This is a genomic window from Cupriavidus sp. KB_39, from assembly GCF_052114485.1.
In the GTDB taxonomy this organism is placed as follows: Bacteria; Pseudomonadota; Gammaproteobacteria; order Burkholderiales; family Burkholderiaceae; genus Cupriavidus.
In genome coordinates, this window is sequence record NZ_JBFREV010000160.1 from 1 (window position 1) to 644 (window position 644).

The following is a 644-nucleotide window of genomic DNA, read 5'->3' on the forward strand; positions in this document are numbered from 1 at the left end:
TGGCTTTGCTGGAGCGCTTGTTCGAGCAGGCGCTGAGCCGGGGCCATGTCGAGTTGCTGTCCGCTGGCCTTTGGCTGGTCATCGGCGGTGATGAACAACCCCTTGCCGCCCCGGATGGCCCCCCAGCCAGACGTCCTGAGTTCGAACCCCTCCCCCCGCCGCTTCCACTTCCCGTCGACCATATGGCCAAGCGTCAGCTGGGATTTGCCGGAATGCTCGGTGGACAGCTTGACGTGCTCCTGTCCCTCCCAATCCTCGAATTCGAGCTTGTTGTCGCTCTGCGTGCGAATAACGTTGCGGGATAGCCAACGATCCTGATTGGTAATCAGATCCGTCTGGCGACTGTTATGGTGGACGTGGGCGATATACGGCTTATTGGGATTACCGTCCCGAAATGCGATAGCCGCTTCGGTGCCGTCGATCAGCGGAAAGTGAAATCCTGTTTGCAGCGCCCCGGCAAACGGCTTGGCCAATCGCAGCGGCACGCAYTCGCCRCCGCCGGGCCAGTCCTCGAAATCGAAGTCAAAGCGAACCGTGTAATAGCCCTGCTGCGTCAGATAAGCGTATGGATACCGGCTTGGCGAGGTAATGCGCGCACTCAGCGTGCCCTGGATCTTCGGCCAGTTGGCCTCGTCCAGCGGCAG

The 644-nt window shown here is 60.7% G+C and carries 1 protein-coding gene; it reads right to left on the minus strand.

The window, feature by feature from the left end; all coding sequences use genetic code 11:
- Nucleotides 1-644: type VI secretion system Vgr family protein (locus AB4Z27_RS29285; RefSeq protein ID WP_441646012.1), on the minus strand; the 644-nt coding region annotated here is incomplete at both ends.